General features: G+C 43.8%; 22 protein-coding genes and 1 riboswitch. Of the genes, 1 reads left to right on the top strand and 21 read right to left on the bottom strand.

Features of this window, described 5'->3' with window-relative positions; translation table 11 throughout:
- Positions 1-93: 93 nt before the first annotated feature.
- From D5281_RS04265 to D5281_RS26470, 14 genes are all read right to left on the bottom strand, one after another.
- Positions 94-966: a methionyl aminopeptidase gene (locus D5281_RS04265; protein WP_160559003.1), complete on the bottom strand. Its 873-nt coding sequence runs from the start codon at positions 964-966 to the stop codon at positions 94-96.
- Complete coding sequence (gene rpe / locus D5281_RS04260) at positions 950-1,648, bottom strand: ribulose-phosphate 3-epimerase (RefSeq protein ID WP_334296604.1); 699 nt, start codon at positions 1,646-1,648, stop codon at positions 950-952. The genes D5281_RS04265 and rpe overlap by 17 nt, the downstream gene beginning before the upstream one ends.
- Before the next feature lie 9 nt (positions 1,649-1,657).
- Complete coding sequence (locus D5281_RS04255; protein ID WP_160558909.1) at positions 1,658-2,623, bottom strand: transketolase family protein; 966 nt, start codon at positions 2,621-2,623, stop codon at positions 1,658-1,660.
- Entirely contained in the window at positions 2,624-3,466 is an 843-nt protein-coding gene (locus D5281_RS04250; RefSeq protein WP_160558908.1) for a transketolase, read from the bottom strand.
- 410 nt (positions 3,467-3,876) lie between these two features.
- Positions 3,877-4,575: an MgtC/SapB family protein gene (locus D5281_RS04245; protein WP_160558907.1), complete on the bottom strand. Its 699-nt coding sequence runs from the start codon at positions 4,573-4,575 to the stop codon at positions 3,877-3,879.
- 19 nt (positions 4,576-4,594) lie between these two features.
- Entirely contained in the window at positions 4,595-5,422 is an 828-nt protein-coding gene (locus tag D5281_RS04240; protein WP_160558906.1) for an MBL fold metallo-hydrolase, read from the bottom strand.
- 121 nt (positions 5,423-5,543) lie between these two features.
- Positions 5,544-6,380, bottom strand: a complete 837-nt coding sequence (locus D5281_RS04235) for a carbohydrate ABC transporter permease (RefSeq protein WP_160558905.1) — start codon at positions 6,378-6,380, stop codon at positions 5,544-5,546.
- Positions 6,381-6,383: 3 nt separating this feature from the next.
- Entirely contained in the window at positions 6,384-7,283 is a 900-nt protein-coding gene (locus tag D5281_RS04230; RefSeq protein ID WP_160558904.1) for a carbohydrate ABC transporter permease, read from the bottom strand.
- A gap of 120 nt (positions 7,284-7,403) precedes the next feature.
- Entirely contained in the window at positions 7,404-8,744 is a 1,341-nt protein-coding gene (locus tag D5281_RS04225; RefSeq protein WP_160558903.1) for an ABC transporter substrate-binding protein, read from the bottom strand.
- Positions 8,725-8,901: a hypothetical protein gene (locus tag D5281_RS04220; RefSeq protein ID WP_160558902.1), complete on the bottom strand. Its 177-nt coding sequence runs from the start codon at positions 8,899-8,901 to the stop codon at positions 8,725-8,727. Before D5281_RS04220 ends, D5281_RS04225 begins: the two co-directional genes overlap by 20 nt.
- A 360-nt stretch (positions 8,902-9,261) precedes the next feature.
- Complete coding sequence (gene srtB / locus D5281_RS04215; protein WP_160558901.1) at positions 9,262-10,035, bottom strand: class B sortase; 774 nt, start codon at positions 10,033-10,035, stop codon at positions 9,262-9,264.
- A 162-nt stretch (positions 10,036-10,197) separates the two neighbouring features.
- The gene (locus tag D5281_RS04210) at positions 10,198-13,005 is read right to left on the bottom strand and encodes a doubled motif LPXTG anchor domain-containing protein (RefSeq protein WP_160558900.1); all 2,808 of its coding nucleotides are present in this window, start codon (positions 13,003-13,005) and stop codon (positions 10,198-10,200) included.
- A 56-nt stretch (positions 13,006-13,061) separates the two neighbouring features.
- A riboswitch (cyclic di-GMP riboswitch) is annotated at positions 13,062-13,148 on the bottom strand.
- On the bottom strand, positions 13,115-13,405 hold the full coding sequence (locus tag D5281_RS04205; RefSeq protein WP_160558899.1) for a hypothetical protein: 291 nt from the start codon (positions 13,403-13,405) through the stop codon (positions 13,115-13,117). Its footprint overlaps the riboswitch before it by 34 nt.
- Before the next feature lie 311 nt (positions 13,406-13,716).
- Positions 13,717-14,175 carry an AP2 domain-containing protein gene (locus tag D5281_RS26470; RefSeq protein WP_160558898.1) on the bottom strand — a complete coding sequence of 153 codons (459 nt, stop codon included), beginning with the start codon at positions 14,173-14,175 and terminating at the stop codon, positions 13,717-13,719.
- Between the two features lie 321 nt (positions 14,176-14,496).
- Here D5281_RS26470 and D5281_RS04195 point away from each other — a divergent pair, with 321 nt between their 5' ends.
- Positions 14,497-16,314, top strand: a complete 1,818-nt coding sequence (locus D5281_RS04195; RefSeq protein WP_160558897.1) for a DUF885 domain-containing protein — start codon at positions 14,497-14,499, stop codon at positions 16,312-16,314.
- Positions 16,315-16,464: 150 nt separating this feature from the next.
- On the opposite strand, the gene D5281_RS04190 is transcribed toward D5281_RS04195, so the two are convergent.
- The 7 genes from D5281_RS04190 to D5281_RS04160 form a co-directional block, all read right to left on the bottom strand.
- Positions 16,465-16,812, bottom strand: coding sequence for a hypothetical protein (locus D5281_RS04190; RefSeq protein ID WP_160558896.1), 348 nt, complete (start codon positions 16,810-16,812; stop codon positions 16,465-16,467).
- The gene (locus tag D5281_RS04185; protein WP_160558895.1) at positions 16,763-18,748 is read right to left on the bottom strand and encodes a M56 family metallopeptidase; all 1,986 of its coding nucleotides are present in this window, start codon (positions 18,746-18,748) and stop codon (positions 16,763-16,765) included. Before D5281_RS04185 ends, D5281_RS04190 begins: the two co-directional genes overlap by 50 nt.
- A gap of 117 nt (positions 18,749-18,865) precedes the next feature.
- Positions 18,866-19,225: a BlaI/MecI/CopY family transcriptional regulator gene (locus tag D5281_RS04180; protein WP_160558894.1), complete on the bottom strand. Its 360-nt coding sequence runs from the start codon at positions 19,223-19,225 to the stop codon at positions 18,866-18,868.
- 232 nt (positions 19,226-19,457) lie between these two features.
- Complete coding sequence (locus D5281_RS04175) at positions 19,458-19,994, bottom strand: spore maturation protein (protein WP_160558893.1); 537 nt, start codon at positions 19,992-19,994, stop codon at positions 19,458-19,460.
- Positions 19,995-20,107: 113 nt separating this feature from the next.
- Positions 20,108-21,886: a B12-binding domain-containing radical SAM protein gene (locus D5281_RS04170; RefSeq protein WP_160558892.1), complete on the bottom strand. Its 1,779-nt coding sequence runs from the start codon at positions 21,884-21,886 to the stop codon at positions 20,108-20,110.
- A 145-nt stretch (positions 21,887-22,031) separates the two neighbouring features.
- Positions 22,032-23,555: a UDP-glucose--hexose-1-phosphate uridylyltransferase gene (gene galT / locus D5281_RS04165; RefSeq protein WP_160558891.1), complete on the bottom strand. Its 1,524-nt coding sequence runs from the start codon at positions 23,553-23,555 to the stop codon at positions 22,032-22,034.
- A 128-nt stretch (positions 23,556-23,683) separates the two neighbouring features.
- Positions 23,684-24,847, bottom strand: a complete 1,164-nt coding sequence (locus D5281_RS04160; protein WP_160558890.1) for a galactokinase — start codon at positions 24,845-24,847, stop codon at positions 23,684-23,686.
- Between the last annotated feature and the right edge of the window lie 2 nt (positions 24,848-24,849).

The following is a 24,849-nucleotide window of genomic DNA, read 5'->3' as shown; positions in this document are numbered from 1 at the left end:
GCCATACAAAAAGATGTATTTAACTTGTATGACCGTTTCTTTTGATTTCCACAACAGATTATTCAGTTTTTCTGTCATTATACGATAAAACTTTTACCAAGTCAAAACCTCATGCCCGCTTTCCGTCACGGCTACCGTGACCTCCCACTGGGCGGAAGGCTTTTTGTCTTTCGTGTACACAGTCCAGCCGTCATTTTTGTCTGTGTAAATTTCACTATTTCCCATGTTTACCATAGGCTCTATGGTAAACACCATTCCCGGCACCATAAGCATTTCCGTCCCGGCGCTGGTCACATAGCTGACAAAGGGCTCCTCATGAAATTCCAGGCCAATGCCATGGCCTCCTATTTCAACCACTATACTGTAGCCGTTTGCCTTCGCATGATCATTTACAGCCTGTGCCATGTCCCCTAGGAAGTTCCAGGGCTGTACCATAGTAATTCCTTTTTCCATGCATTCTCTGGTAACTTCCACCAATTTTTTCTTTTCTTCACTGACCTCTCCAATGCAATACATTCTGGAAGAGTCGGAAAAATATCCCTTGTATAAAGTGGACACATCCACATTCACAATATCCCCTTCCTTTAAGATAACATCTTTAGAGGGAATACCGTGACAGACCACTTCATTAATGGAAGTACATACACTTTTAGGAAATCCTTCATAGCCAAGAGGCGCCGGAATCCCGCCCATCTGTACCGTCATATCATGCACCAAATCGTCTATCTGCTGGGTGTTGATGCCGGGGCCTATCATTTCCCCCACCGCATCTAATACTGCAATATTTATGACGCTGCTTTCCTTGATCCCGTCAATTTGTTCCCTTGTTTTCAGGATATCCCTGCCTGGTACTATATGGCCCTGTAATGCATAATGATGGATTTTATCATCTATCGCCATATGACATGTCTTATATTTTTTTCCACTGCCGCACCAGCAAGGGTCGTTTCTACCTATCTTTTCCATAGCCATTTCTATTCTTTTCTTCTTTTTCTTCAAACGCCGCCATAAACTGCGAGATATTATCACTTATGCTGCGCTTTTTAAACACTGCCGAACCAGCCACACAAACGTTTGCACCAGCATCTATCACTTCTCTTACATTCTTCTTGCCAAGGCCGCCATCTACTTCTATCTTTACGGATAATCCTTTTTCATCGATGTAATTCCGCAGCTGTCTGATTCTTTCATAAGATTCCGGAATAAAAGTCTGCCCTCCAAATCCCGGCTCCACACTCATAATCAGAATCATCTCTACCTTGTCCAAATAAGGATAAACCGCCTCCACGGGGGTCTTAGGCTTAATGGAAATTCCAACCTCTGCGCCTTTTGCATGAATTTCTTCTATCACCCTTTCGGCATGCTCAGTGGCTTCTAAATGAAATGTAATTCCATCTGCGCCGCATTCCACAAATTCCTGAATATATCTCTCAGGCTCTACAATCATCAAATGCACATCAAAAAACTGTTTGCTGGTTTCTCTGATGGATTTAATAAGAGGCATACCAAAGGATATACTTGGAACAAAGATACCATCCATCACATCAATATGGAGATACTCAGCACCCGCTTTTTGTGTTTCCAAAATCTGTTGTCCCAATATATTAAAGTCCGCCGCAAGAAGAGATGGCGCTAAAATGTACATAATTTATACCTCTTACATATCGCAGGCTTCGCTTGCCAGGAATCCTTTTATCTGCTCGTAAATGCCCTTGCCGTCTAATTTGTATTTCTCAAGCAGTGCTCCTGCCGCCCCTGACTCTCCGAATACATCCTGCATTCCAATCTTCTTAACCGGTACAGGATAAGACTTACAAACCGCATCACACACCGCGCTGCCAAGTCCTCCAATCACGGAGTGCTCCTCTGCTGTCACAATTTTACCGGTTTTCTTAGCAGATTTCATAATTATTTCTTCGTCTAAAGGCTTGATTGTACAAATATTGATAACCTCTGCATTGATCCCGTCAGCCGCTAACAGCTCGGCAGCTTCTAATGCATTTCCCACACAAATACCGGTGGCCACAATGGTAACGTCAGTGCCTTCACGCACCAGGGTTCCTTTTCCAATTTCAAAATGATAATCAGGCCTGTCATTGATCACCGGGCAGGCCGCACGGCCAAAGCGTAAATAAACAGGTCCCTCATATTCTGCCGCTGCCATAACGGCTGCTTTAGCCTCAACATCATCTGCCGGGCACATGACTACCATTCCCGGAATTGTACGCATCAGGGCAATATCTTCATTACACTGGTGAGAAGCCCCGTCCTCGCCTACGGTAATGCCTGCATGGGTTGCACCTATTTTTACATTCAGATGAGGATAACCTACCGAATTTCTAACCTGCTCAAAAGCCCTGCCAGCTGCAAACATTGCAAAGCTGCTGACAAAAGGGATCTTCCCTGTTGTGGCAAGTCCTGCTGCCACGCCCACCATATTTCCCTCGGCAATACCACAGTCAATATGCCTGTCAGGAAAAGCTTTTTTAAATACACCTGTCTTAGTTGCCTCTGCTAAATCTGCATCCAAAACCACTACATTGGGATTCTTGGCTCCGAGCTCTGCAAGCGCATTGCCGTAGCTTTCTCTGGTTGCAATCTTTTTTACCGTATTCTCCGCCATTTATGCTTCCTCCTTCAAAAGCTCTTCGCCGATTTTTTCAAGGTCCGCCATAGCAACCGCATACTGCTCGTCATTAGGCGCCTTGCCATGCCATCCTGCCTGGCCTTCCATGAAAGAAACTCCCTTTCCTTTCAGGCTGTGGGCAATAATTGCCGTAGGCATTCCCTTTGTTTCCCTTGCTTCCTTAAAAGCCGCCCGAATAGCGTCAAAATCATGGGCGTCTATATTGATTACATGAAAGTTAAATGCTTCAAACTTTTTATCAATCGGATAAGGTGAACAAACCTGGTCCACAGGACCGTCAATCTGTAAACCATTATTATCCACAATCACCACCAGATTATCCAGCTTACGATGTCCTGCAAGCATAGAAGCCTCCCAAACCTGTCCCTCCTGGATCTCACCGTCACCTAACAGCGTATAAACACGAAAATCCTTATTGTCCAGCTTTCCTGAAAGCGCCATACCCACTGCCGCTGAAATACCCTGTCCTAAAGAACCGCTTGACATATCCACGCCGGGAATATGCTGCATACAGGGATGTCCCTGCAGATAAGATCCAAGCTTACGCAGTGTCACAAGATCTTCCACCGGGAAAAATCCTCTGTTTGCCAGAGTAGAATACAGCCCCGGCGCTGTGTGGCCTTTCGATAACACAAAGCGGTCTCTGTCCTCCATCTTTGGATTTGCAGGATCTACATTCATCTCCTCAAAATAGAGATAGGTATAAATGTCTGCTGCGGATAAAGAACCGCCCGGGTGACCTGCTTTTGCGCTGTGAACCGCTGTTACAATGCCCTTGCGCACTTCATTGGCGGTTTTTTTGAGCTCCAGATTGTTCATTAATAATCCTCCGTTCCTGCCCACAGCTCACAAATTAGGGGCGCAGGCATAAATTTGTTGATTGAAAAGCTTTTATATATGTATCATAAAATTTATATCTTTAAAAATTCTATAATATTTTATCATATTATAAACCAATCGTCTATACGCCATGAAAAATCATTTTCAATCATTGTAACAGTTCGTTACTATTAACGGCCTAGGAGCCGCTCATCGTAACATTCGGCCGAACTGTTACTGAATCCGGCCATTAGAAGTTCGCCTTCGGCGAAGGGCCGGATTCACTCACCAATCCTCCGGTAAATTGGCTGCACTCCAAACCTGCAACGCAAATCTCCCTCCACTGTCACGCTCAAAGTCCCGGCCCTTTGGACATCGCCATTGGTACCGGGACTTCACAGCAATAGAACTTAGGCAGAGATGGATACGATATATTCTTTACCGCCCAGCTTCTCAAGAAATGCCATCTTGTCATACTTCGCCGGGAACAAAAGATCCATCTCCAGCTTTACCGTACCGTCACTTAATTTGTTCAGCTTTACCATAGTGATACAAATCTTTTCCCCTTGAATGAACTGCTTTACAATATCCACCTTATCTATGGAGCTCAGCGACATTTTCATCTTGCCCGCGTAGGGCTCATTTGCCAAAAATCCCACTTTATGCATGGCAATTTGCATACAAATAAGCAGCAAGGCGCTGGAAATGGACAGAAAATACTGTCCTGCACCAATACTCATCCCCACGCCTGCCGTCACCCACAGGCCCGCCGCCGTAGTCAAACCGCTCACAGAGCTGTTATTCCGAACAATGATAATCCCGGTACCCAAAAAACCAATCCCACTTACGATTTGAGCCGCTATTCTGGAAGCATCATAATTAGGAATATCTGTAAATCCGTATTTAGATACCACCATCATCAGGGCTGCGCCAAAAGCCACAATCGCATGCGTTCTCACTCCGGCCAGCTTATTCCGGTTTCTGCGTTCCAGCCCAATAGCAATTCCCACGATACAGGCAAGGACAATCCGCAAAAACAGTTCCCACTGCCAAGAGGTTATTACTTCTAACAATGCTGCTGCCACTTCCTCTCTTTTTGTAATGCTCATACCGGCATCAGGCTACAGTTTAAAATTCTACCGTCATGCCATCGTAGGCCACACTGAATCCATACTCGGCAGCCTGCTTTTCCATCTCCTCATGCAGCCAGCCACCATTATGGGAGAAATGGGTAACCACATACTTCGTATCTCTATCCACGCAGCCTGTCTGCCTTAGCCTCTCTACCACATCCACATTGTTGAGAAGTCCCATGTGATTGGTAGGTATCTTAATTTTTTGCATTGTACAGTCCATACTCACCAAATCAAAATGCTGCCCCTTAATAAAGTCCCATGTTTCCTCTGCAAAATATCCGGTATCATTCGCATAAAGTAGAGACTTTCCTTCCTTTTTAATGATATAGATAAAACAATTTTCCCGCGGATTGTGGGTTGCCTTCAAGGGAATGAATTCATATCCTTCTGAGCTGTAAGTCGTAAATTCCTTTATTTCATGATATGCAATCTGTGCCCTGTTTGGAGAATACACAAGTGCATCAGCCACCACTCGTTCCAGGCTTTCCTTCACCGCGTCATTCCCGTAGATATCCAGCGTTCCTTTCATATCCACAGCGAATCCCTCTCGCCGCATCATCAATTCTTCCGGATACCAGTGATCCTGATGAGAGTGGGTGACAAGCATTGTCCGAATAGAGGGCATATCCAGCCCATAGGTCAACATATGCAGATAGGTATCCGGAGGCAGGTCAATCAGGATTTTATCATCAATCACCGCCTGGGAGCGTGTTCTAATATCCTTACCCCCACGGCGCAGCGCTTCCTTACATACCTTACAATTGCAAAAGATTCCCGGCCATCCTTCCGCCGCGGCTGTTCCCAAATATTGTATTTTCATTTTTGACTCCCGTCTGCGCTTTTGCGCATATATTAATCGTTATCTTTCTATTGCCATAGGCATTATTATTTACAAACGCTGGCGCGCGAAGCGTGTCAGCGTTTATTGTTAACAATATATATCAACTCTTCACCGCACCTGATGTGAGACCACCAATGATTGCTTTCTGCATGAAACAGTAGAAAATCAAAAGCGGCAGCATAGACGCCACAAAGGTGGCAAAGGTCAGGCTGTAATTAACGGAATATTCCGTCTGGAAATTATACTGGAACAAAGTTAGTGTCCAGTCCTGCCAGCCCTTGTTCAGCGTAATCAAGGGGAGCATGAAATCATTCCAGATCCACAGCCCCTGCTTGATGAGCACCGTTGCCAACATGGGCTTAAGCAGTGGGAATACCACGGAGGAGTAGGTACGTAAGGTACCGGCCCCGTCAATCCATGCCGCTTCCTCCATATCCGGCGGAATAGCCCCCATATATCCCACGAACAAAAACACACTCTCACAAGTAGAACTGGAAATACACAATATAGCCAGCCCTGTGGGATTCATCATGTTCAGCGCACTGAGCAGTTTCACCAAAGGCATCATCTTTACCTGGAAAGGAATAAAAATTCCCAGAAGCAGGAAATAATAAACCAGACGGTATGCTGTGCTGACAGGCATCTTCCTTGCCACCGCATAACTCATGGCTGGCATAATAACGATATTACCCGCCAGAACAATTGCCGTAATATAAACTGTATTGATAAAAGCTCTCCAATACCGTTCACTAGAAAGAATTTCTTTAAAGCTCTCCAGATATATAGGAATCGGCAATGTGAAAAAGCTCTTAGAGCTCTGGGCATCCGACTTTAACGCAGTCACAAAAGTGACATATAAAGGAAGGATGATTAGCAGAATACCTAATATCAAGATGATGTAAGTTAGTACGTTATTTTGTTTTCTTCCTTCTACCATACCCTACACCGCCTTCTTCTTATTCGTAAAATAAATCTGCACAGCGGAGATAGCGGCCACAACCAGTCCCATGAAAATCGCTTCCGCGATTGCAAACGCATATTTATTCTGCGTAAAACCATGTTTATAGATTAACATCGCCACGCTGCGCGTGGAGCTTCCCGGCCCTCCTTCTGTCATTGCCTTGATGTAATCGAATACCATCAGGCCTCCTTTCAGCGTAAGCACGAACACCACACTCACTACCGGCAGGATAAAGGGAATGGTAATATACCGAAAGATATCCCAGGCAGAAGCCCCGTCCAGCGCCGCTCCATCATACAAATCCGTGGGCACACTCTGCAGCCCTGCCAAAAACAGCAGGGTAGGGATACACAGCCCCTGCCATAAGTTTACAAACAAAATCGTCCACATCGCCAGATTCTTATCCGCCAATGGATTCTGGCTCAGCGCATGGATATGTAAGGCCTTTCCAATCACAGGTATAATATAATAGCAGATTTTGTTGAAAATCAGACCTACTGTCAGAGAGCTCAGCACCGCCGGAATGAAGTAAATGCCTCTAAAGAAGGTTCTTCCCTTAATCTTCCGATTCAACAGCATAGCGATTGCAAGCCCCAGAACAATCGTAAGCACTACCAATAGGACCGTATATTTTATAGTGAAGAAAAGCGCATCGGTGAACTGTCCGGTCCGAAAAATCTTCACATAATTATCAAAGCCGATGAAATTATAATTCTTGCTAATTCCATCCCAATCCGTAGCACTATAATAGAATCCCATTAACACGGGCATAATAAAAAAGAAACTATACAGAATAAAACCAGGTGCTGTGAAAAATAAAAACGCCCTGTCTCTGCCTTTGTCCCTTCTTGATTTGCCCTTTTTCTTCTTGTCCCCCATATAGCAAACCTCCTGTTTTTAAAAAAAGGGAGGTCCGCATAAAAAAACGAAAGCGGACATCCCTTTTGTCCCGAACAGGAGGGAAAAATCCTATGCGGTTCTCCCTCCATCCGGCTTTTCTTAGTTGTCAGCATAGATTGTCTCGATGGCTTCCTGGCTGGATTCAAAGAACGCTTCCCTGTCTCCATCGCCTAAGAACATCTGGCAGCCATCTCTGATTTCTTCTCTCAGTCCGGTAGGCCAGAAATTAACTGCGGTCAGGAAAATATTACCTTCCTCCACAGCGGTCTTCATGTTGGCATGCTGAGGAATGTTGTATTCGACACCTTCAATCGTGCTTACGTTGCCGTCTGCATCACAGTACATCTGGGCAATATCTTCTCTGGTCATGAACTCCAGGAATTTAAGACCGATTTCCTTATCCGCACAGGTAGAAGATATACTAAAGGAAGTATCAATGTTTACAGGAACCTTGGTAGTCTCGCCTCTGGGATGAGGGAATGCGAACAGCTCCACATTAGCATCCGGATTGTTCTTCTGCACGGTTGCCAGCATCCATGTACCGCTTAACATGAAAGCGCCGTTTCCATTACTAAATTCAGCCGCTGCAATATCATAATCCATTCCCATATGGTCATCTGTGGTATAATTCAGCAAATCTTCATTATAATCACACCAGGTCTGCAGGGTAGGAGAATCCTTTGCTTCCATTTCTCCATCTGCAATCTGTTTGAACTCGGAATTAGAGTCATTGTTAATGATACCTGCCGTACGCTCGAACCTCTGGGCCACATTTCCCACATCCTTATTCGGAAGCAAGAATCCGGTAACGCCATTGGCCTTTAGCGTCTCACAGTCTGCAATCAGTTCTTCCCAAGTGCTGGGAGTCTCGGTAATTCCGTTTGCTTCTAACACATCCATGTTAGCATAAATACCATAAGTACTAAGCGACATAGGCACTGCGTAATAATTGCCATCGCAATTAGACATTTCCATTGCAGTAGAATTTACCTTGCCAAGGTATTCCGCATCCGTAATATCCTCGAAATAACCATCCCGGAACATATCCTTATAGAAATCCTCCGCCGGATATGTATTCATGATATCCGGTAAATCATTGCTGGCCGCTCTGGTACGAACCAGGGTAGCGCCGTCACTGGTACTTGTCACATCAATCTTCACACCGGGATTTTCCTCACAGAACTTCGCTGCAATCTGTTCCATCACATCCACGATCTCTGTCTTAGTCAGAAGAAGTTCTAATGTAACCTCGTCACCACTGGCTGCTGCTTCCTGGCCTTCTCCTTCACTTTCACTTTCTGTTTCTGTCTCATCTGCTGCAGCGTTTTCCGGCTCTGACCCTGACGCATCCTGACCGCCACTGTTTCCTCCGCAAGCCACCAGCAGGCTGCTGGCTGCCAGCAGTGCCGCCATTACGGCACTAAGTTTTTTGAACTTCATTTACGTTTACCATCCTTTCTTTTTCCCGGCGTTTAAACCGGCTGACACACTCTATAGTTCTTTTCTTCTTGATAAACGCCATCTCACATCGTGTAACAGCCTCTATCCTTTCACCGTTCCTGTTCTTTAGGATATCGGATCCAATTATCGTTACCAACGCCTTCCCCATTCATTTTTCTTTAGCAAATCCGTTCATCAATATAAGTTGGAAAAACAACGGACCAATGAACATTCTCTCTTATAGCAGAGATTACGGTTATGTTCTATCATTATACATATGCAGAGATATTATGTCAATAAAATATCAGCAGTATAAACAAAAATATTATTTTATTATGCGATTCTTCTATGCTTTTTGCCAACTTTCATTCGGTTTATCGTTATATATTTTGGTACATTCAACAAAATAATTATAGTGCAATATCCACTATGGACTTTTTATAAGTCTCAGGACAAACCGTAATTGTTCCGCTCCACGACAACCGTTCCGCCCACACCTTCCTTCAATTCTCCTGCCCTAAAAATCGTTTTGATCATATAAGACGCCCTGGACAACCCAGCGAGTGGCATGCCCGTTCCCCGTGCAGGTGGAGAGGGTCAGTATTTTGTCTTCAACAGTAGGGATAATACCTGTATCAATGACAGAGTTTTCCAGGCAGAAATCAATAAAGTCGTTCCTTCTTTTGCGCGTGTTGATGTTGATGCGGTATACGATCGAGCGGATCTTTACTTCATGAGCCGCGAAAATATCGTACCGGTAGACGCCGCCGTCCGTGACCAGATAAATACTGGGATGCTCCCTGTAGTAATCGGCGCTTTCATAATTGCTTAAGCTGCCGAACATGGAACCATTGCGCATTTTGTGTCCGTAGAGGATGGTATTAAAACTATGCAGGTCAGGTTTTATCTGGCATTCCATGAAAATAGAGCCCACAGAGCTTTTGTCCCGGTTCCAGGTGTGGTTTAAATAATATTCATTATCCTCTGTCTGCAGAAGCGGGTAGGAAATCTCTGTCCCGGGAATGGCAATCCAGCCCACTACTTCTTCATTTACTCTCCGCAGAGAATCCAGGTCCGTGCCCGCCAGCGCTTCCGCCCAATAATCGATTTCCTCCGTCCCTCCCTCCTCTGGCTTCTCAGGTATACTGGCAAGACCCGCCGCCAGCTGTGCGTCAAAATAATCCTCAGCCCCGCTGCGATAGTCAAGCATTTTGACGCCAACAACGGTTATACTGATGGACAAAGCCAGTATAAGTGATACCGTCATTAGCAGATATAGTTTCTTTTTCATCTTCCAAACCCCTTTCTGTTGATCGTAGTCGTTTGCCTCTTAAGGCAGCTGCTTTCCTTTTGCTCCCCCGTACATGAAAAGACGCGGCCCAAAAGTCGGGCCGCGCCGTGTTGTGTTAAAGCTGTCATTGTTCCATTAAGACTACCGCATCAGCAGAGCCTTTTATGCAGCTGTACCTTTGCGTTTTCTGCCTTTTAGAGCCAACAGAACTAAGCCCGCTGCGGAGCCCAAAGCAGAAAGCAGCCATGTCAGGAAATTATCGCCTGTCTTCGGTACATTCGACAAGGGAACTTCCTCATCAAAAATATCTGTCAGTCCCTCTGCCGCTGCACTCGGCACATTTGCCAAGGGAACCTCTTCATTCGAAATTTCAACTAATTCTATCACCCTGTTGACCATAGGAGCTGCAGGAGTCGTGAAGACAACTTCTATATCCACATTCGTTCCGGGCTGCTCCTCATCAGGAACCTGTTCAGGAGTATCATCATCTCCCTGTTCAGGAGTATCATCTCTCTGTTCAGAAGTGTCATTTCTCCGTTCAGGAGGGGTTGGGTTCGAGGACGGGGTCGGATCCGGATCTGGATTTGGATTTGGGTTCGGATCCGGGTTCGGATTTTCATTACTATCGTTGTAAACGTAAATCAATTTGATAACATTCAGATTCTTGTCTTCCACCAGCGTAAGGGTGCCGGGATTGCTTCCGCTATAAACAAACATGCGCCCCCCATAATTCACCCAGCCGGAGTTACCACTCGCAATCGTTTGGCCATCAATTTCACTTCCGATGCTGCCGTCTCTTTCTCCTTCATCAATTGTATCTACCGTCTGCCCGTTGATACGGTACTCGCGTAAGATCCGATAAGAGGTGGTGTTGGTGGTGTTATTATCATCCAAATTTTCTTCCCATTTGCCTGTGATCACCACATCCTTATCAGGCATCGTAAACCCACCAGCACTGGCATCTACAGTGATATCATCCGGCACTTTCCAACCAGTGAAAGTGTAGGTTTTGCCATTGACTGTTAATTCCTTGCCTTCGGGGTAATTCGTATCCAAGGTCACTGGAACGCCAGCCTCATAGGTATCTTCGGCAGGCAGCGTTACACCAGATTCTTCGGGCAGACCACCCCAGGAGTAGGTTACGGTGTATGTGATACCACTGTCTGGCACCCATTTCGCCTTCAAGGTGCCGGAAACGGTTTCGTCCGCCACGCCGTTCATTTTGACCTTTCCGGCGTTGTATGTGCCATCACCAATCCCATCGTGAGTATAGGTCCAGCCATCAAACGTAAATCCATCCCTTGTGGGAGTGTTGCCAGCATCGAAGGTATAGGAGTCATTGCTTAAATCCGTCACGGACTCGGTTTTTTCTGTCTTACCGTCCATTTCTCCACCGCTGTAATCCCACGTCAGCTTGTAGTTATACTTACACTCTGTATCTGTATCTTTCTCCGTCCATATGGCATAAAGGGTTGTTGTATCTTTTACGTTTATATTTCCCCCACCGGTATAGCTGGCACTCGTTGCAAATGCGTTTGTAGACCAGCCCAGGAAATCATAGCCATCTCTGGTAGGCTCTTGGGTGGAAATAGTAAAGTCATAGCTGTCGTCCGTTGACGTTGCCGTTTGCGTGGGAGGAGCATCGTTGCCTCTGTTGGCGTTATATTTCAGAGTGAAAGTTTTTCTAGTATCAAAAAACAGAAATAGTGTTTCGTTCGCTCTATAAGGGGCGCTACCTGTTATATTGTAATGAACACTTGTATAGTTATTGTTTGGACACAGTCCGGAAGTATATTTGCTGGGAACGGTCGTATATGGAGACCAATTATACCCTTTATACCCACTAAACCCTGATGCATTCGCCAAAATACGTAAATTTGTGCTGTGGTTGTAGCCAGAATGCCCAGTATTTTGCAGACACTGCTGAGTTAGGGTTACTCTATCCTTCTCCTCACCATTGACTACCTTCACAACATCGACCGTAAACTTTTCTTTACTAATAAGTGCAAGTTCTTCCGTCCCTTCGGTCTGCTTATCCGCCAACGCCTGAAAACGCGCCATGTCGGCATCCATTCCCGGATAGTCATAATATTTCTCCAGCAGCACTTCCAGCAGCTCTGACGCCTGCATACCTAAAGCGGCGTACTCCTCCTGGTTCTCCTCTGTCAGTACAAAGGCCTCCATGGCATCCAACAGACTGCGGAACTGCCCAAGAAGCGCTTTCCCTTCGTCCAGTTTTGTTTCTTCTTCCTTAACACCACTTCCCTCCAACAATGTCGCAGCAGTGCTGTCCGCGTCAGCGGGACGGAGAGACACAACATTGTCATACTGATCCTTCATCTCGGCCTGATCCTCAGGGGACAAGCGGTTGTAGACGCTCACGTAGTTGTCAATTGCGTCATTGAGGACACTTTTATCCTGGCTGTCGATGACATCGACCACCGCATTGTAAGCCGCCTCCAATTCCTCCCGTGTGGCGTAGCTGATCTGCTGATCCGTGTTTTCTACGTTTTCTGCATTATCCGTATTCTCTGCGTTTTCTGTATCATCCACGTTTCCTACGTTTTCTGCATTATCCGTATTGTCCACGTTTTCCGTATCATCCGCGGTTTCTTCGTTTCCTGCATTCTCTGCATTATCCGTATTGTCCGCGGTTTCCGTATCATCCGTGTTTTCTACGTTTCCTGCATTCTCTGCATTATCCGTATTGTCCGCATTTTCCGTATCATCCGCGGTTTCTTCGTTCTCTACATTATCCGTATTGTTCGCGGTTTCCGTATCATCTGCGGTTTCTTCGTTTCCTGCATTCTCCGTATTGTCCGCGGTTTCTGCATTATCTAAGGTGATTTCCGGGCTTTCACCACTCCCCTCTGCGAAAGCGGTGATGCCAAATTCCCCTAAACACATAATTGTTGCCAGGAATATTGCCAGAATACGCCTGCGCAAAAATAAATTCTTTTTTCTTTTCATAATTTTCACTTCCTTTTTTCAGATACTTTTCCATTTAGTTAACAAGATTAAAAGCATCCGGCGGGCGGGCTGCCATTCACTTGTACGAAGAAGGCCCCTTGCCTTTGCGTCACAGGATTTCTCCTGTTTTGCCAGGTGCAGTCCGGCGAACATAACGGTCCTGACACTCTGCCAGATCACCGTCCCAGTCCCGTAACTTTGCGCCGCCGGATTTCTCCGGTTTTGCCAAATGCGTCCCCATATCCGCTCCCCTGCCGCTATGGACGCTTATAACGACAGGGCATCTCCAAGGCGGAATATCCGGTGACAGCATTTGATCCCCACCCCTTTCCTTTATTATTCCCGGCAGATAAGCGTACAAAAATGTCCGCTCCCTTGTTGCAATACATGGCGTTATCATGAAGTTCTGCTTTCATAAGAACGCCGGTCAGTCCATCCTCGAGATTCATTTTGCTCTGGCTGTTGCTTTTTCAGCTTACCGTGTTTAAAACGTCCATAAAAAGACCTCCTTTGAGGTATTTGTTTGGATCTTGCGCCGAAAATTCACTCAGATAGAAGTCTTTTTTGTTCCTTTAAAAAATGAAAAACATTATTTAATTAAAAAACGGCAACTTTACAGATTTCAGCAGAGGATGTTGTTGTTCCGAAAATGATTCGGACTTAATTTAAGAGACTTTTAAATTTTCTAACTCGCAGGTGATATGGCGTCTATTAATCTGTAAATTCACTTACGAACCTGTCATGCATTTCTTTTTCCGCCTGTCTTCGTGCCTTAACGGCATCTTCAAAACAACTGTAGCTTCCCAAATAATGCCGTTTACCTTTAAAACAAATAGTTGCACGCCATCGTCCTTTTGACACCAGCCAGTCTACGCCGGGTACGCCACTGGTATTATTACTGCGCACTGTCTTAGCGGCAAGCATTTCTACGCAGGTGCCGTCTATATAGGTCAAACCCAAGGCATATCTTGGCCCTCCGGGACCACTTTGGCAGCCACAACTCTTTGTATGTCCACACCGTAAGTGATAGGTTTTTACTACCGTTTTTCTTCCGCAATCACACTGGCATAGCCATGCTGTTCGCCCGTTAATATTTTCCACTGGCTCTAACACTGTCAGCTGGCCAAACTTTTGGCCCTGCAAATCTAATTTTTCCCTGGAGTGCCCCACCTGTGCCACCTCCCTGATCGTATCAAAAAGTTTATTTTTTGGTACAAGGAAAAGAGGGGTTTGCACGAGTGAATCATTTCGTTAATCATTGTGCAAATTGTAAAAAAAAACCTTGAAAGGGGACCCGAATTATGGTATTCTGTAAACGATAAAAGAGATGTCAAAAAGTAAGCTTTTTGGCAATTTTTTATGCTTATAGGTCGATTTGTAAAACACGGCGGTGTTTGTTAATATTTCGATCCTCTTGAATTTCTAATGAAAAATCATTTTTCAATCATGGACCTCATATAATCAAATGAATAATTTTATGAGGTCATCCCTTTGTTGCAGATAAAAAAATGGAGCCGGAAGCGGCGTTCTTTCTTCCTTGGCCTATCAGCTTTCGCTATTGTCTTCATCTTAATTTCATGCTTTATTACAAGCGATGGTCGCCGTTTTCAAACATTGACAGAAGACTTATTTCACTCAGAGCTTTCCGGAAATATATTAAATCTACATTATACATTGGCCTATCCCGAAAAATATGGCTTTGCAGGCGAGGCGTCTTTGTCTTCCTATCAACCCAGATCAGAAGAAGATGATGGAGCGTCAAACATTCGCTCTACCTTAAACCAGCTCTCCAAAATATCTCCTGACCGCTTAAAGGAGGACGACTCGTATACATACAAATTATTAAATCGTTATTTAACACTACGTCTCTCCGGTTCCTCCTACGCTTATTATGATGAGCCCCTTTCCCCTTCCTCAGGAATGCAGTCCGGCCTTCCTATCCTTTTAGCCGACTATACTTTTCGTTCCTCAAAGGATGTTGAGGATTATCTGCATATATTAGACCAAACCGACACCTACTTTGACGGGCTTATCCAATATGAAAAAGAAAAAGCCGAACATGGATTGTTCATGTCCGACTCCGCCGCTGGTGATGTGATAGAGCAATGCTATTCTATTATGGACAAAGATGCCCTTTCCTCCGGCGCCCATTTTCTCCATACTACCTTCGAAGAACGCTTAAATACCCTGGAACAAGAGGGTATCATTTCACAGGAACAAAAAATGAAGTGGATCTCTGAAAACGACCGGCTGCTCACCACTGTCATGGCGCCTGCCTATGAAAGGGTAGCGGATGCCTTTACTATTTTGCAGGGAAGCGGCCAAAACGACAAGGGATTGTGCTATTTCCCAGAAGGCCGCGCTTACTATGAGTATCTCCTTGCCTCCACCACCGGCACCTCACGCAGCATTGCCGAAATAAAAACCCTTCTTTTTGAAGATTTTCGGCAAAATTTTGCCGCTATGGCCTCACTCCTTGGCCAATATCCGCAGTTGGCAGCTGCCTTTACAAATAGTGATGCCACCTTTCCCTACATAACGCCTGTAGAAATGCTGGATGATCTAAAAAATCGCATGGCTGCTGATTTTCCGCCCTTTCCCCAATCGGAGGAAGCGGAAGATATTCATTATACAATCAAAAGCGTATCCCCCTCCATGGAAGATTATTGCAGCCCTGCCTACTATCTGACACCCCCAATAGATGATATGCGTAATAATATAATCTATATTAACCATAAAAATTCGCCTGATGCACTGACTTTATACACCACTTTAGCTCATGAAGGTTATCCTGGCCATCTTTATCAGACGGTTTACAGCCAGCTTTATATGAATCAAAACAATACCTCCTGCATCCGTTACCTGCTGCATTATGGCGGCTATGTGGAGGGCTGGGCCTTTTATGTGGAAAATTTGTCTTATCAATATGCCCAGTCAGTGGTTTCGGACTCTTTAACTGCCGCCTGGTATGAAGCCTGCCGTCTAAACAGGAATATTCAGCTATGTCTTTACTCCATGTTAGATATTGCAATTCATTATGAGGGAGCTACCCTGCCAAAGGCACAGGCCATTTTGCGGAAGGTGGGCATTACCGACCCCCAGACTGCATCCGCTATTTACGATTATATTGTGGAGGAGCCGGTCAATTACCTGAAATATTATCTTGGTTTTCTCGAGTTCCTTTCTTTAAAGGATACAGCACAAAATTTGTGGGGTGATGATTTCAGTCTTTTGCGTTTTCATCAGTTTATTTTGGAGACAGGGCCTTCTGATTTTCAGGGGTTAAACGACAAATTAAGACTGCGATAATACCTTTACCGCAGTCTTACCCTCTCTATTTCTATAAATTATATACATAAAAATCCCTCACTTGCCAACCACACGCAAATTTGGACGCAAGCACAAATTTGTTGATTTAAAAAATCTTTGATTTTTCAACCTATCATCCTGTTTTTTACTTTAAAAATCAAATCCCCTTTCATCCTTACACTGATAATGAATCATATCTTCATCTATCTGAATCGTCAATAAATCATTGCTGAATTTTTTTGCTAAAAACTCTAGCTCTCCCGCTATATCCTCCTCATTCATGAGAAGAAGGGTTCCCAGGCTGGTTTCCTTCCAAAACTTTTGAATACCTTCCACCATTCCTTTAAGGCACTCATCACGTTCCTCTACCTTTAACTTGTCTTTATCTTCAATATGATACGTAAACCGGTAATCCAGGGTGCACCATGCAAGCCCGTTCTCTGACTGTTTATTCATACGCTTTCCCACATATTCGGGGTCTTCTTCCTTCTTTTTCATAGACAACATACAGCTCCACCGCATCCTCAGAGTACATACTATCACCTGTATGCTCCGTAATCCACATTCCCCTTTCTTCATCCACAATTCCCCTCACCTCCGCGCCTTCCCAGAACATCCTTAAACCATTTCCCGGATTATCTTTGGAGGGCGTATATTCGTAGGTTAAGCCAAATTCCAGATACGGGGCCAGCGTCTCATCCCACTGTTCGTTTACTTGTACATTAACGGCATCTTCCAAACTCTCCTCTAATGGAAACAAAACATATTCAATGGAAACTTCCAATTTTTCCGAACTTCTCTCCCTCTCAATTTTATTTACCGTTTCTCTGGCAGCCTCCGCTAAATATGACGCATCTGACAGCTCCGCCTCCTTCCTGATCTGCAAAAAGCTTCTCATATCTTCCTCAGCAAACAGGCGGGCATCCCGGTATTCTCCTACCTTTAATTCGTCTGGCTTTAAAATCCTTAAACTGATTATATATTCCCAGGAAACCTGTGCATGATTTTCCGGCTTTAAGTCTGTTACTATAATACCGTTAAATGCTCTCACCTGCCATCTTTCCGCAGTTAAAGGTTCAAATACATGATAAAAATAATCCATATATTCATTTAAGGCATCAGCCTCTTTCCCTTCCTCCATCTGAATCGCATACTCTGACTTCGAAAAATCTTCTATTAAATCCATATACGCTCTGGTGTCCGTCAGTTCCCAGGCCTTTTCCTGAAAATCCGTTACCGTCATAGATGCATATCCTTCAAACCAAAGCGCCAATAATTTATCGCTTTCATCATCGCTAAGGTCTTCAAAGGGCAGCCTTTTCAAATAATCCTTTTCGGAAACTGCAATTGCTGAAGTAGCAAATGCAATCGCCGTCACGAAGACCAACACCATTCCCCCAAAAACTGCTATCACGGAAGGCCTTTTCATTTTCATAATCGCTGTAATCCTTTCTTCCATAGCACTTTTGCCTATGGCATTTTTACTAAAACTATTCCAAAGAGGAACCAAGCCGCTTCTCTTTTCCTCCATACTGATAAGTGTCCTTGCGTAGGACGCCTTAGTCTTTTCCCCAAACTGGCGAATCACTTCCTCGTCACAGGAAATCTCTAAATCACGATTTAACAAATTATACATGAACCATACCATCGGATTAAACCAATGAATACATAGGGCTCCTACCATAATTATTTTCGTGACAGCGTCAAATCTTTTTATGTGAATCAATTCATGGGCAAGAATATACGCAAGCTGTTTTTCATCTTTCCAGTTTGTGGTTTTCGGCATTAATATAACAGGTGATATTATTCCGTAAGTAAGTGGTGTCTGTGTAAACTCTGTTTGCCGCATGGAAATCCTGCGTTTGAAACAATGCAGATTGATCCAATTTTGCGCCTTTTCCTGATCAACAGGTATAGAAAGGCTAAACTTCTTACAGCTTTTTGCATAAGATCCTATGAAAAAGCCTGCGAATATCACAACGCCGCTTAAATATACTGCCGCCAAAATTGAAAAATCTGCTTTCTCCCCGGCATATTCCCCTTTGTCATCTATATCTTCCAATACGCTATATCTTTCCGTATAAACGGTTTCAAGGTTCGTCTTTTTATTTTCTACATCCTCTGTCAATATGTTTTCCTTTTCTCCCTGGCTTTCCTGTTTCTGATAAGTCGAAAAGCCGAGCTCGCCTGCCGGCATTTCCTCCATTGCATTTAAAATATCCTCTCCCCCCTCACTTCTCTGTGCCAGAGAATAAATACTAAAAGGCGATGAAACTGATAAAGGAATCAGCAGTCTAAAAAGCGCAATCATCCACAAAGCCAAAAAAATTCTTTTAGGCAATCGATTCATGCACAATGCCCGAATTAAAATAATCACCAAAATAATGACCGCGCCCGAAAAACTCATTTTCAATAAATTTATAAAAGAAAGCATAATTACCCCCTGTATCACAAACTCATCCTATGAATACTTATTAAAAATAATCGAAAACCATAAATTAAAAGAAGATTTATTTTATATCTCAATGGTCTTCAAACACAGGCTTAAAGCTCATTCCAAACTGCCAACAATCTGTTTTAGCTTTTCAATCTGAGCCTTGGATAATTTCTTTCTGCCAAGCAAGGCAGAAAAAAGCTTGTCCACAGAGCCGTCATAAATCTTGTCAATCAGTTCATCTGTCTCCGCCTCCTGCACTTTTTCCTTTGGAATCAGCGCATGACACATAAAATTCGGTTCCGTTCTCTTTATCGCACCTTTCTTGATACATCGTTTAATTAATGTATAAGTAGTATTAATATTCCACCCTACTTCCTCAGTGAGTAAATTCGCTATATGTTTTGCCGTAGAATCTCCCTCCCGCCAAAGTACATCCATGACTTTCAGTTCCGAATCAAAAAGTTTAATATCCATTTAATTATTCCTCCCAAATCAATCTGGTAGCCTTATAAGGTTTTTCCATTTTTGAACAAGATTTTCTTATTATATTATAATTGATATAATTATAATAGCATATAAGACTGTAGTAGTATAGATTGTCAATATACTACTACAGTCTTATATTGTAGTCAATAGTTAAAACAAAAAAATATTTATTATATCTATATTTTATTTTTTATCAGATAAAAATCCTTGTACGCCTAATTTATCCCCCATACATCATTCCCGCCAATACCACACTTGCAATAATTCCTGCCAATGTGGACAAAAGGGCTCCTGTTAAAGTATATCTCGTCTTTGTCACCTTAGCCGCAATAAAATACACACTCATAGTATAAAAAATAGTCTCTGTACAGCTCATCATAATAGAGGTAATCAATCCAATTCGTGAGTCTGTCCCGTAGTTTTTAAAAATATCCAGCACCAAACCGGTGGCCGCAGACGAAGAAAACATTTTAATAAATGCAAGCGGAACCAACTCCCCTGGAAACCCCAGCCGATTACTAAAAGGCCGCGCCAAATTCCCCAAAAAGGTCAAAAATCCCGAAGCACGCAAAATTCCAACTGCAGTCATAAGCGCCACAAGAGTTGGCATAATTCCAACTACCGTTTTGAGTCCTTCCTTTGCCCCTTTTACAAAATCCTCATACACATTTGTTTTGCTGACCACTCCATAGGCAATAATATAAAAAATAAGAACCGGTATAATTATATTAGAAATATTAGATAAAACAGAAGCCATATATTGTATCTCCTGTATTTCACGTCCTCTACAATATATGGCTCCCAAATTTAATATATGCTTGTGACTGTTCAGACTTCGATCAAACTATTGCATACCCGTTCACATGATCATTAAATAAATACAACCTGCGTTGCCGCCTCCCCTGTAAGCACATCCCTTTTTTTATAATCGAAAAGGACAAACGCCGGGGCTTCGTTCCACCTTTCCAGCCGTTCTACATTTCTTTCCCACACCGGATAAAAAAATACATCCATATGTGTCATTTTCATGGTCTGTCTGGCATGATAATTACGATACTCCTGCAAAAATTCCGGTTTACTTTCTTCCTTTTGATAAAAACTCCATATGGATTCTCTATAAGGGGATAAGTCTGCCCCAAAAGCAGGACGGCTCTTTGCATTTTCCCTTAAATAATAATCAAAAGTAAAAAGCTCCCGAAACAATTCCTCCTTCTCCGGCACCTTACAAAGAACAAAATCAAGAAGCACTTGATAGCGGCTGCTTCTTGCCGGCGAATGGATAAAGTATCCCTTTTCTTCATAAAAAGAAGCTAACTGCCAAAACATCTCAAAAGCTCCTTCAAAGCTTTTGACCAAAACAGACAAGATATGTGTAAACTGATTGGAATTATAATAAAGCTCAACCATCTCCTCTATTTGCTTCAGCTTTAGGATTTCCCCATAAGAAATCCATTTGGTAGAAAGCACCTCATAAGGCGGCCTGCTCTGATAAACAATGCCGTAATCATCCGCCCTCTCACAAATCCCGGTCCCCTTCAATACCTTTAAAAATCCCAATTGCAGCTGATGCGGTTTCATAGCATACACATCATCAAAGGATTTCCGAAAGCTATCAAAATCCTCAAAAGGAAGTCCTGCAATCAAATCTAAATGTATATGTATATTATGATAATTTCGTATACACTCCGTCACCTCTGCAATGCGGGCTAAATCCGTACTACGGTTAATTTCCTTAAGTGTAAGCTGATTCGTTGACTGCACCCCTATCTCAAGCTGAATCAGTCCTGGACGCATTTGACCAAGCAGATACAATTCTTCCTCGTTTATAATGTCAGCTGCAATTTCAAAATGAAAATTTGTGACGCTATTGTCATTTTTTAATATATATTCCCATATCTTGACAGCATGGGCGGAATTGCAATTAAAAGTTCTATCTATCAGCTTCACCTGCAAAACCTTTTTGTCCAGGAAAAACTGCAGCTCCTGCTTTACCTGCTCCAAATCCCGCAAACGTACCCTTTTATCAATCGAAGACAAACAGTAGCTGCACCTGAAAGGACAGCCCCTGCTCGTTTCATAATAAATAATCCGGTTATCAAAATTTTCAAATTGGAAAACTTTCTTATAAGGAAAAGGCAGCTCGTTTATCTTTGGCAAATCCCTTACCGGCGCAACGCCCTCCGGCAATATCAGCCCCGGAATCTCACTAAAGCAAGCGTACTTACAATCCTTTGCAATTTTTTCTCCCGGTTTTTTGCTCCCCACATAATAAAGCAGCAAATCCCGAAAGGTTTCTTCTCCTTCTCCTGCCATGATTCCCCGCACCATTGGGAATTCTGACAGAATTTTTTTCGCCTCAAAAGAAACCTCCGGCCCTCCCAGCCAAATATCCGTATCAGGCAGCACTTTAGGGATTTCCCTGATTAACTCGCATATCAGACTATAGTTCCAGATATAACAGGAAAAGCCAATCACATCCGGATGCTTTCGGTATAAATCCCCCAAAATCTCATCCGCCTGCTGATTAATCGTGTACTCGGCCAGCCCGATAAAAGGCTGTAGCTCATCTCCCGCATAAGCCCACAGACTGTAAATTGCCGGATTAGAGTGTATATATTTGGCATTTACAGCCGTGAGCAAAAACTGCATTTCGTCTTCCTTCCACTTTCTTTTTAACTTTCCTTCTTTTCCTTAACACAACAACACAACTCAGAATGAATGATGTGTGCACAACAAACGCTGCCTCGCTCCAGCGGGTCAACTGATTGTTAACAAAGCATAGCTTTGCTCATAACTACTCATTCAAGCCGGCTATAAACCGATCAAATGCCTGCTGCCCTTCTGGCGTGCGTTTATAAACACCTGCATCCGTCAGTACCTGCATAAATACCAGTCCAATTTCATGCCGCAGAATATCATCTATATTCGATGCATCTATCTTCTCATATTTGCTCTGAAATTCATCTACCCAGTCAGCATGCTTTTCTAAAGCCTCATCCTCCCTGAGATTCTTTCCTGCCAGCATAGCCTCCTTCAGTCCATCTATCTCATCCCTTAAACGGGCGGGAAGCACTGCAAGGCCCATTACCTCTATAAGTCCGATGTTTTCCTTCTTAATATGATGTAAATTTGCATGAGGATGATATACCCCCAAAGGATGCTCCTTCGTGGTAATGTTATTTCTCAGCACCAAATCCAGTTCAAAAGCATCTCCCCGCTTGCGGGCAATTGGCGTAATCGTATTGTGAGGCTCTCCTTCCGTCTCGGCAAAAACAAATGCCTCCTCGTCCGTGTAGCCCCTCCACTTTTTCAGAATTTTATCTGCCAGCTCGATAATCCGCTCCGTATCCTCCGCCTGCAGACGAATCACAGACATAGGCCATTTTACAACCCCTGTCTTGACATCCTCAAAGCCCTTTACCGTAAAGCTTCTCTCTACAGGCGCCTTGGCCATGGCAAATTCATAATGGCCGCCCTGGAAATGGTCGTGGCTTAAAATAGAGCCGCCCACAATAGGCAGATCCGCATTGGAGCCTACAAAGTAATGAGGGAATAATTTTACGAAGTCAAACAGCTTGCGAAAGGCTCCCCTGTCAATTTTCATAGGGATATGCTGCCCGTTAAAAACAATGCAATGCTCATTGTAATAAACATAAGGAGAATACTGGAACCCCCATTTATCCCCCTGAATGGTGATGGGAATAATTCTGTGGTTATCTCTGGCAGGATGATTTACCCGGCCGGCATATCCTTCATTTTCCTTACAAAGCAGACACTTCGGATAACCCGACTGCTTGGCTAATCTGGCTGCCGCAATGGCCTTGGGATCCTTCTCCGGCTTGGAGAGATTAATCGTAATATCCAAATCCCCATACTCCGTTTGGGTCACCCATTTTACATCCTTCTTAATTCTGTAACGCCTGATATAATCGGAATCACAACTAAATTTATAATAATAATCCGTAGCCTTCCTGCTGCCCTGGCTATAATAGTCCTGAAAAGTCCTGATCACCTCCGAGGGACGCGGCATTAAAATGTTCATAATTTTGGTATCCAGCAAATCCCTGTATACCACACCGTTTTCTGTCAAAATACCGTTCTCATATGCATAATCCAACATGCCCTTAAGAATGCCCTCCAGATCCTCCACATCTGTTTTTTCAATTTCAGCCTCTTTATCCTCACTTATTTCCTCAGGCTCGTCTAACTGAAACAGTGCAAGAAGCTGGTTGGTAACATAAATTTTATCCTCCTCAGGAACCAGTCCTGTTTTTTGCCCATATACAACTAATTTTCTGATATCTTCCTGTATTGCCATACATCTTTCCCCTATTCTTATTTGGTATCGTTTATAAGTAATTGCGAAACTCCTAACCTGTCAGAATATTCTCACAGCTTACCATTTCGCAATTCCCTGATTCTTATTCAAAAAGAGAGTCCGCCAGCTTATAAAGTACAGGGGCCGTCCCCTACTTCAACTACATAAAAATCGGCTTTATAGCCAATCTTTCTCCGATAAGCCTCCCCAACCTTATTGATAAAAGTATCGATTGCTTCGTCCTTTACCAAACTGACCGTGCATCCGCCAAAGCCGGCGCCTGTCATACGGGAACCTACGACCCCGTCTATTTTCCAGGCTTCTTCCACCAGCGTATCCAGTTCCACACCTGTCACTTCATAATCATCCCTTAAGGATATGTGAGACTCATTCATCAGCTGGCCGAACTGTGCAATATCATTTGCCTCAAGGGCTCTTACCGCTTTTATGGTGCGCTGGTTCTCATAAACCGCATGTTTTGCACGCTTTGCCCTTACAATATCCTTAATCGCTGACTTGTTTGCTTCAAACTGCTCCTCCGTCAGATCCCCAAGACCGTTAATCTCCACCACCTTTTTCAGCTCTGCAAGTGCCATCTCGCATTCGCTTCTTCTCTCATTGTACTTAGAATCCCCAAGGCCTCTCTTTTTGTTGCTGCTTGCAATCACCAGCTTAATGCCCTCAAGCTTTACAGGCGCATAGGTGTAGGATAAGTCAGCTGTATCTAAGAAAATAGCATGATCCTTTTTTCCCATGGCAATGGCAAACTGGTCCATAATGCCACAATTTACGCCATTAAAATTATTCTCTGAAAACTGCCCTATAAGCGCCAAATCCTGATTGCTCACATCAAATCCAAAGAACTCTTTTAAAATATAGCCTGTCAGCACTTCCACGGAAGCAGAGGAGGATAAGCCTGATCCGTTCGGTATATTTCCGCATAAAAGAATATCCAGTCCAAAAGGTATCTGATAGCCCTTCTCCTCAAACGCCCACATAACGCCCTTCGGGTAATTCGTCCACCCCGCCTCCTTTGCGGGCTTAAGGTCTTCCAAACCGGACTCAATCACGCCGAGATGTTCAAAATTCATGGAATAGAAACAAAGCTTTCTGTCCTTTCTTACCCTTGCCGCCCCGTAAGTTCCAATTGTAAGCGCGCAGGGAAATACGTGTCCGCCATTGTAATCTGTGTGCTCCCCAATTAAATTGACACGGCCCGGCGCAAAAAATGTTTTTACCCCTTCTGTGTCTCCGTATACTTCTCCAAATGTTTTTAAAAGTGTTTCTTTCATTT

This window comes from Parablautia muri (assembly GCF_009917485.1).
Classification (GTDB): Bacteria; Bacillota; Clostridia; order Lachnospirales; family Lachnospiraceae; genus Suilimivivens; species Suilimivivens muri.
This window is presented reverse-complemented; position numbering and strand designations above follow the sequence as displayed.